Genomic DNA, 8,344 nt, shown 5'->3' on the forward strand with positions numbered 1-8,344 from the left:
CCCACCCCAGCCCTCCCCTTATAAAGGGGAGGGAGCAAAGCCCCCCTTTATAAGGGGGGTTGGGAGGGGTAACACCATCTCAGCCAAAGCAGATCCAACTTGTGTTTACACCGTAGCTTTTTCAAGGGGGTAAGGGTGGATCTACCGCTTGATACTAATTACGAAATCGAAATTTCTTCCAATTGCAGTAAATACAACCGGGCGGTAACTTTAGCAGTTTTGATAATTCGATCGGCAATTGGTTTGGTCATCCACTCGGCATTCAAAATTGCATTTAATTTATCGATATGTGAATCGTCATTGGCTGCGTGGTAGCCTAAAAAGGAAACTTGTTCGTTTGTTAATTTGAGAGTTTCTTTAATTTGCGTTGCCCATTTTCCTGCTAAATTATTACCCAATCCTTCAATAATAAACATACTGCCGACTAAACTGACTGGGTTTTCTTGTGAAGCTTGGTGAAAAATAAATGCGGATAATGCCTCACTACCAATATTCTTTTCTGCCGACACAATATCTTCAAGAACGCCACCGACAGAGATGTAATTTTGCTCCAACATTTGAAAATCGCGGTGTTCTGCTTGGGCATGTCCGATAAAAGTCGATCGCAGGCGAAAATCTGTCATGTTGGAAGCAGCTCTGGCAATCCAGCGGGCACCTTCGACTACTTGAGGGCGCAAATTTGTTAGTAATGCCTGATAATCTTCAATGGTGAATTCGCCGCGATTTAATTTGCGGATAATGGGGATCGATTGCAGTTTGCGCTCGAATTCTAGCCAAACTAATGCTAAATGGTGCATTAAGTAAGCAGCAGGAGTTTGGCTCTGGAGTGGGGGTTGCGGATTTTGAGATGCTACAGGCGGGGTAACGATCGCATGTCTATCTGATGGCTGTGCTAGCGGTGACATAATTTCTCCATCTTTAACTACGGTTAACAACATATATGCTGTGGTAAATCGACCACTTTCAGGCACAAAGCAAAAGATTTTTTGACCGGGCTGCAAGTTCTGGGAATGAAATAATTCTTCCAGCATCAGATAGATTGAAGCGCACCCCGTATTGCCACGAGTGTACAGGTTCGTAAACCATTTTGATTCGGGAATGAGGCAGCCAGCTTTATCTAACAATTCAACAATTTGCCCCTTAAAGAAGTGCGAAGAATAATGGCACAGCAGCCAATCAATTTCATCGGGATTCACTCGTCCCGCTGCAATTAATTTTAGCCACCCTTCTACGCCTAATTTGACAACGTTATCGAGTAGGCGAATATTTTGCCGTAAATTAAGTGCGCCCGCTTGCGCGGCTTCGACATAAGAGGGATAATCCATCCAGCTTTTTTGCGCCGTTTCATTTTCAGCCCCAGCATACATACAAACTGGGTAAGCATTGGCATGAGAAACGAGTTCGATCCATTCAATTTTGAGGCTGATTCCCGATCGATTCGGCTGATTCTGGAGCAGCACGGCACCTGCTCCATCAGATAGCATCCACCGCAGAAACTCAGTATCAAAGCTCAGATTTTGCCCTGCTTGGATGGCAGTTTCAGCTTCATAATGAGTGTGGGTAAACAAGCGAGAAGGTTGTTCGGAAGCCACAGAGATCGCGTTTTGTTTCTCACCCAATTTCACTTGAGATGCCGCATATTTAAGCGATCCGATTCCCGCACAACACACCCCCATACTCGTGAGCGTTTCTAAGGGCGGAAATTCGGGCAATTCGCCATGCACCATATTAGCGAAACCGGGCACCAGTAGATCTGCCCAAGTCGTTCCGGCTGCTAATAAGTCGATCGCACTTGGTTCTAAGTCGATCCCAGACAAGGTATTTCTAACCGCTAAAGCAGCCATTTGGCTATTAAGATAAGTCGGTTGCTGTCGCTCGTTCAAGGCATAATAGCGGTGCTGAATGCCATTACTTTTCAAAATCCGATTCTTTACTTTAGAAGCACGACCATTCACTTTGCCGAGATAGTCTTCCATTCGATCGTTAGCGATGGGTTCGCCAGGTAAAAATTTACCAATGCTGTTAATAAATACGTTATTCATCAGCAACACCAGTTAAGTTCGTGTCGTTCATGAGATGTTCCGGGAGTGAATTAGTTGCTATTTACAGTATTCCCCCCGGATTGGTGAAGTCGCAATGAGTAGCCATCATTAGGGCGAACTAAGGTGAAGCAAGATGAAGTAAGTTCGAATAAGTTAAGCTATCAGACAAGTCAATTTGCTCGCAATACGGTTCGGTTAGCTTCGTTTGAGATCTAAATCCCCCAACCCCCTTAAAAAGGCAGGGTGGTTTCATACAAGAAAAGAAAAAGCCAAAACCCTTGTGCTTAGTCTTTACCCGCCCTTTGCGAAGGCAAACGCTACGCGAACGAATGAATTCGGGGCTAATAGCCAAAGTTCACTGAAGTGAACTAAGAGATTTTTCTTCTGGTGTATGAAACCACCCTGCCAACCCCCTTAAAAAGCGGATGCGCGAACTGTTCGGGTTCCCCGGCAGTGTAGCGCACCAAGCAGGGGGCTTTAAAGTCACCGGATTTAGGGAGATTCCAACCTGAACCGGAGCAATTAGAGTGCGATCTGTGAGGTTATTTACCGATACAAAAGCGACTAAAGATCCGATCGAGTACTGATTCGGTGACTTCTTCGCCTGTGACTTCGCCTAATGCCCTAATTCCGTCCCGTAAGTCGATCGTCCAGAAATCTAGGGGGAGTCGATCGGCAATGGTGGTTAAGACTTGTTTGAAGGCGGTTTGGGCGCGAATTAGGGCGGCTGCTTGGCGTTGATTGATGGCAATGTCGATATTTGCAGCAGTGAGTTTACCCTGAGCGATAATATCTAAAATAGCGGCTTCGAGTCGATCGATGCCCAGATCGATCGCTGCGGCGGTTTCGACGACGGCACCGATTTTGGCGGGTAAATCTAGCGTGGGAGCTGTTTTGACTAAATCGATTTTATTAACAACCACGATCGTCGAGATTTGTTCGATCTGAGCGTAGATCTCTGCTTCCACGGCTGTCCAGCCAACTTGAGCATCGATCGTTAATAATACCAAATCTGCCGATCGAGCTGCGGCACGCGAACGCGCGACACCAATTTGTTCGACCACATCTTCAGTATCCCGAATTCCGGCTGTATCGAGTACCTGAATGGGAATTCCACCGACGACTAATTGAGATTCAACTACATCTCGCGTCGTACCTGGTAATGGGGTAACGATCGCCCGATCGCTCTTACTCCAAGCATTCAGCAAACTGGATTTACCCACATTCGGCTGTCCGAGAATTGCTACCTTTAAACCACTCCGCAACAGTTCCCCCCGATCGGCTGTCGCCACAATCTGCCCGATTTCGACCGCTAATGCTGTTAATTTTGCCGTGACATCATCTATGTCCAACGGTGGTAAATCTTCCTCAAAATCGATTCTAGCCTCAATCTCGGCGAGTAGATCTAATGCTTGCGATCGCAATTTCCCGATCGGTTGGCGGAGTTTGCCCTGCAATCCGGCGATCGCAGTCTGGGCGGCGGCGGGAGATAGTGCCCCCACCAGATCGCTAATACTTTCGGCTTGAGTCAAATCGATGCGTCCGTTTAAAAATGCCCGTAGGGTGAATTCCCCCGGTTCGGCAACTTTGGCACCAGATTCGACACATAACTGGAGAATCTGCTGTACTAAAATAATGCCGCCATGACTGTGGATTTCGACTACATCCTCACGCGTGTAAGAGCGCGGCGCGAGCATGAGTAGTAATAATGCCTCATCGATGGTGGCACCTGTCTGGGGATGTCTGACGTACCCATACAAAATCCGGTGGCTGTCCCATTCTTGATGTCCTGGCGTGCTGAAAATCTGTCGGGCGATCGCGACGGCATCTACCCCCGATAACCGCACGATCCCGACGCTCCCTTGTTGGGGCACTACAGCAGTTGCGATCGCGACAATGGTTCCGGTTTGCATGATTTAGATGGGAGGTTGGAGATGGGAGATGGGAGATGGGAGATGAGAGTAAAAAGTAAAAAGTAAAAGGCTAAATTTAGATCTTAGTCTCCCAGTCTCCCAGTCCCCTCGTCCCCAAGTCTCCCCGTCTCCCATCTCCCAGCTCCCATCTTTCCAAAATCGCTAGTTTCTATCTCACTATATCTTGTAGAATACTAGCGTTTAGGTTTAGTGGCAGGGGTCGTTCGATGGCAGGTTGGGAGTTTCTAATTCAGCGTGAGGGCGATCGTGGATGGCGACAAATTGAGACGGGTAATCTCCAATTGATGGCGGGTAAATATCGGATTGTTGCGAGTAGCAACCTGCCCCATACACCAATTCAGACTCGCATTACCCATCAAACGTCAGGTGAGATCGTTCCAAAACGACGATCGCGATCGATTAGTCAAACTAGTAATGCTAGAGGATTGGTGGTTATTATCCCCTTTACGCAATTACAATCTGGAATCTGGCAGTTTGTTTGTAGTGGGATGGACGATACCCAAGCTGCATGGCATCGAATTCTTAAACTCCGCGTATTACCCCGAACTGACTCGCCATCTCCGGCTCAAGTTACCACACCTCACGCTGAAGGAGTTGTTACAGAGGGCATTTCCCCGATCGATCTAGATGCAACCGAGCCACCGACAGAACCGCTGGAGCCGATTGAGACAACGTTAGACGAACGGGAAAATTGGGCAGAAGGACTCGCGCGACTATTGGAGCAATTAGAAATAGAATCACTTCAACCTTCACACTCGCCAAATTCTCGACTCGCGCCTGGAGATATCCAATTTAACGCGATTTGCGATCCACCGTCGCAATCGATTAGTTTGAATCGATCGACTTTTGCGGGGATAATTCCTGGTAATTGTCTGACGATCGCAGGTGATTGCAATTTACGGCTGGTGAATGCCGAACTTTTACAGGCTGCGAGAATCGAGAAATTATCAATCTGCGTGCGCCACCCTCAAACAGCGGAAATAGTTGCGGCGATCGAACGCACTTTACCACCAAATCTAGCTGCGTTTACGTTTAGGGGTCAGCTCGATTTACCCGTAGATCCTCAGAGCGGTTTGTTATTAGGGGAAGTAAATCTGTCTGATAAATATAACATTCAGCTTTACTCAACTAATTTCACCATCTCCCTCAATCTCAATCCCCTCCCCGAATCCGAACTTTCATTGCTCCAAATGTTCGATCGAGTAGAGGATGATTCAGCCGCAACTGTCGAGCGGCTGACGCGAGAGCTAAAAATGGAAGCACTGACAATCGGCGATTCGTTGGCGGAGCCTCTGCTGGACGCGAGAATCTCGTCGTCTGCTCGGTTGCAATCCCCTAGCACGTCTACCCAAGTTTCGCCGTCTGGATATCCCGCCGTTCCACTCGCTTACAATCGACAATCGATGTTCACCTATCCAGAGGTTGTCCCTGTCGAGACATTCCCCACCAGCCATATTTTTAATCCAGACACTACAAGCGTTCCACCGCTCCCAGCCCCATCGGCTCTATCCTCCGCCTTCACTATTCCCAATATTACTGGCGATTTGGAAATCGATTTTGCCGATCTTACCGTCGATCGATCTCGCGATCCGCATAATTATCCCAATTTAGAAATAGTTGTGGATGATTAAACTCCTCCCCAATTGCTCTAAAATTTAGATTAATTGAATAAGTTTTTTGTCGGTTTCCGATCGGATATTATGGTGCGATCGTTTACAGGCAAGGTTTAGACGGTAATTATCGATTTTACATAAAGTTATTTATTAAGAATCACAAACTTTTGTCAAAGATTTGTAAGCCTTTTTAGCTAACCAATTCAGATAAGATGAAGGTGCAATTTATCCACACAGGATTTCTGTAATTATGGCAGCTTCTTTTCTCCCATCAATTCTCGTTCCGACTGTCGGTTTATTATTCCCCGCGATCGCAATGGCATTCTTATTCGTGTATGTCGAGCGCGACACGATCTAGGGTGAACTAAAATCTACTAGTACCCAAATAATCGAAAAAGCCGGACTAGTCCGGCTTTTTCGATCGAGCGACAAGGCAAATATATACCCTGCGATCTTTTAGAGCGATCTGTAGTTGACGCGCTTACATTGACGAGCCAATTCCAGCATAGGAGCCATAGAAGAACAAGCTCACGACAACGATTACACCCATGCCAGCAACGGTAGCTACCAGCCACAAGGGGATTTTTCCTGGTTCAGACATAGTTTTTTCCTTTAGATAAATATCCCAACAGCAACACAGATAAAACCAATTAGTTAAAGAAGTAACTGGTAAAGAGAATTCCCAGCGTGAAGACCATCAATAAGCCTAAAAATAGTGAGGCTCGGTTGAGTTCTACGGGCTGATTATTAGGGTTTGGAGTGCGTTCCATAATATTAATTTAATCCTATCTTTGAATAAATTGCATGGCTGCGATCGCGCCAATAAAAAATACAGTCGGTACGCCCAAAGTGTGGACGGCTATCCATCGGACAGTAAAAATGGGATATGAAATAGGCTGATTTCCGCCACCGCTAGTCATGTGCTTCGCTCCTAAAATTGAGGATAATTGAGTTAAAGTTTAAAGATATATCAGCGATCGATCGTCCGATCGCCAGTTCATAACCAAAACTATGTGTAATTCGATCTTAATTACTTGCGTAAATTCGACAGGTTAGCAGTTATTACTGCTTTTTAACGAATTTATCGAGTTGATCTTTCGATTCAAATCGATCGGAGACGATTGGTAACTCTTGACGAGTTTGAGTAAAATACTCATCGGGGCGAGGAGTACCAAAAGCATCGTAAGCCAAGCCAGTGCTAACAAATAGCCAGCCAGCTACAAATAATGCGGGAATTGTAATGCTGTGAATGATCCAGTAACGAATACTGGTGACGATATCGGTAAATGGACGTTCTCCGGTGGTTCCGCCTGCCATAATCGATCTGCTCCCAATTTTAAATATCTTTACTCGATCGAGTTTAACTCATAACCTTGAAGAAATGTGATGTGTAAATGAGAAATTAGGCTTTAAATGGTTTTGAAGCTACCGCGTATTGATGTGTTGGGTAGACTTTGGCTCAGATTGTGTTACCCCCCCAACCCCCCCTTATAAAGGGGGGGCTTTCCTGCTCCCTCCCCTTTATAAGGGGAGGGTTGGGGTGGGGTAAAGGACTACGCATCATCTCAAATAACGTGTGCATACATCAGATAGTAGTGAGATCGTCTAATTCGATCGGACTTAAAACCTAAAACCTAAAGCCTAAAGCCTAAAACCTAAAGCCTAATACCTAAGCCGCCGTTGGCTCGCCTTGGTATTTAAGCACGATACCCCGTTGACCGATAATAAAACCACGATCGGGACTAAAGAATAAAATCTTATAGAGATTCGATGGTACTTCTTCTACAGCCTCATCCTTGAGCCAAGTTTTACCACTATCGGTGCTGACGAGTAAATCGCCACTACCACCCGATACCCAGACTTCTCCGGGTGTGCGGTAAGCAAGATCTAGCAAACCTGTATTGGTTTTCTGTCCGGGGAATACTTCATTTTCCCAAACATCTGGCTTATCGGGGGTATTAAATTGCAGTTGTCCGCCACGAGCGAGCATCCACAGCCGACCATCGTTAGCAAATCCCATATTAGAAACCCGGCGCGAACTGTTGCGGTTGTGGGGTTCCCAGCTATCTTGTCCTGGCGACCAAGTTGAGTAAAAATTACCTTTAGCAGAAACAGCGACATACTTGCCATCTTCAGAACGCGAGATTGTGCGGAACACGCCTACGGCACCAGTAACTAGAGATTTCCAATTTTTGCCAGCATCTTTAGTCAGATAAAGTGCGCCAATATCGGTGGTCATTTCAGCAGAGTCTTGACCTACTGCTTTAATGGTGGCGGGAATCCCTGGTAATTTAGAACTGAGAGCAATTCGTTCCCAAGATTTGCCAGCATCTTTAGTATGCAATAGAATCGCGGGTTCGCCCACAATCCAACCGTCATCACCAGCAAAACTAATCGAGGTAAAACGGTATTTGTCGCTGTCTAGTTCGAGTTTGCGATTTTCCCAGGTGGTACCACCATCGTTGGTTTCTAAGATCGCTGCGTCACTACCCACAACCCAGCCATGCTGGGGATTGCTGGTAAATGTCAGATCTTGGATGTTAGATTCGGTGGGTAACTGAATTGGCTTCCAGGGACTAGTTGCCAAAGGTGTAATGTGACTGCAACTGACGCAAAATATGCCGATCGCCAGTAGTGTAGCAGTTTGTTTGAGAATTCGTTTCAGCAGATTCATGGAGATGAGAGTGGTGCTTGGTTGAGTGAGATATTTACTTAACGTGAGTTTCTCCTGTCGGAGAGGCTACGCTAACGGGTT

9 protein-coding genes are annotated in these 8,344 nt (G+C 46.3%); 2 read left to right on the plus strand and 7 right to left on the minus strand.

Features of this window, described 5'->3' with window-relative positions; translation table 11 throughout:
- Positions 1-158 precede the first annotated feature (158 nt).
- The gene (locus tag Q0R35_RS07420; RefSeq protein ID WP_295615521.1) at positions 159-2,042 is read right to left on the minus strand and encodes a beta-ketoacyl-ACP synthase III; all 1,884 of its coding nucleotides are present in this window, start codon (positions 2,040-2,042) and stop codon (positions 159-161) included.
- A 542-nt stretch (positions 2,043-2,584) separates the two neighbouring features.
- Positions 2,585-3,955 carry a tRNA uridine-5-carboxymethylaminomethyl(34) synthesis GTPase MnmE gene (mnmE, locus tag Q0R35_RS07425; protein WP_295615523.1) on the minus strand — a complete coding sequence of 457 codons (1,371 nt, stop codon included), beginning with the start codon at positions 3,953-3,955 and terminating at the stop codon, positions 2,585-2,587.
- Between the two features lie 227 nt (positions 3,956-4,182).
- Between mnmE and Q0R35_RS07430 the strand changes: the two genes are divergently transcribed.
- Positions 4,183-5,607, plus strand: a complete 1,425-nt coding sequence (locus tag Q0R35_RS07430) for a hypothetical protein (RefSeq protein ID WP_295615525.1) — start codon at positions 4,183-4,185, stop codon at positions 5,605-5,607.
- A gap of 232 nt (positions 5,608-5,839) precedes the next feature.
- On the plus strand, positions 5,840-5,947 hold the full coding sequence (gene psaI / locus Q0R35_RS07435; protein ID WP_295615527.1) for a photosystem I reaction center subunit VIII: 108 nt from the start codon (positions 5,840-5,842) through the stop codon (positions 5,945-5,947).
- Between the two features lie 123 nt (positions 5,948-6,070).
- Here psaI and Q0R35_RS07440 read toward each other — a convergent pair whose 3' ends face one another.
- The 5 genes from Q0R35_RS07440 to Q0R35_RS07460 all read right to left on the minus strand — a co-directional run bounded on the left by Q0R35_RS07440 (position 6,071) and on the right by Q0R35_RS07460 (position 8,263).
- Complete coding sequence (locus Q0R35_RS07440) at positions 6,071-6,190, minus strand: photosystem II reaction center protein J (protein WP_295615529.1); 120 nt, start codon at positions 6,188-6,190, stop codon at positions 6,071-6,073.
- A 49-nt stretch (positions 6,191-6,239) separates the two neighbouring features.
- Entirely contained in the window at positions 6,240-6,362 is a 123-nt protein-coding gene (locus Q0R35_RS07445) for a photosystem II reaction center protein L (protein ID WP_309744289.1), read from the minus strand.
- A gap of 12 nt (positions 6,363-6,374) precedes the next feature.
- Complete coding sequence (gene psbF, locus Q0R35_RS07450) at positions 6,375-6,509, minus strand: cytochrome b559 subunit beta (RefSeq protein WP_295615531.1); 135 nt, start codon at positions 6,507-6,509, stop codon at positions 6,375-6,377.
- 142 nt (positions 6,510-6,651) lie between these two features.
- Positions 6,652-6,906, minus strand: coding sequence for a cytochrome b559 subunit alpha (psbE, locus tag Q0R35_RS07455; protein WP_295615533.1), 255 nt, complete (start codon positions 6,904-6,906; stop codon positions 6,652-6,654).
- Positions 6,907-7,258: 352 nt separating this feature from the next.
- A complete protein-coding gene (locus Q0R35_RS07460) occupies positions 7,259-8,263 on the minus strand; it encodes a photosynthesis system II assembly factor Ycf48 (RefSeq protein ID WP_295615536.1) in 1,005 nt (334 codons plus the stop codon).
- Positions 8,264-8,344: the final 81 nt, after the last annotated feature.

The organism is Chamaesiphon sp. GL140_3_metabinner_50, from assembly GCF_025361915.1.
Classification (GTDB): Bacteria; Cyanobacteriota; Cyanobacteriia; order Cyanobacteriales; family Chamaesiphonaceae; genus Chamaesiphon.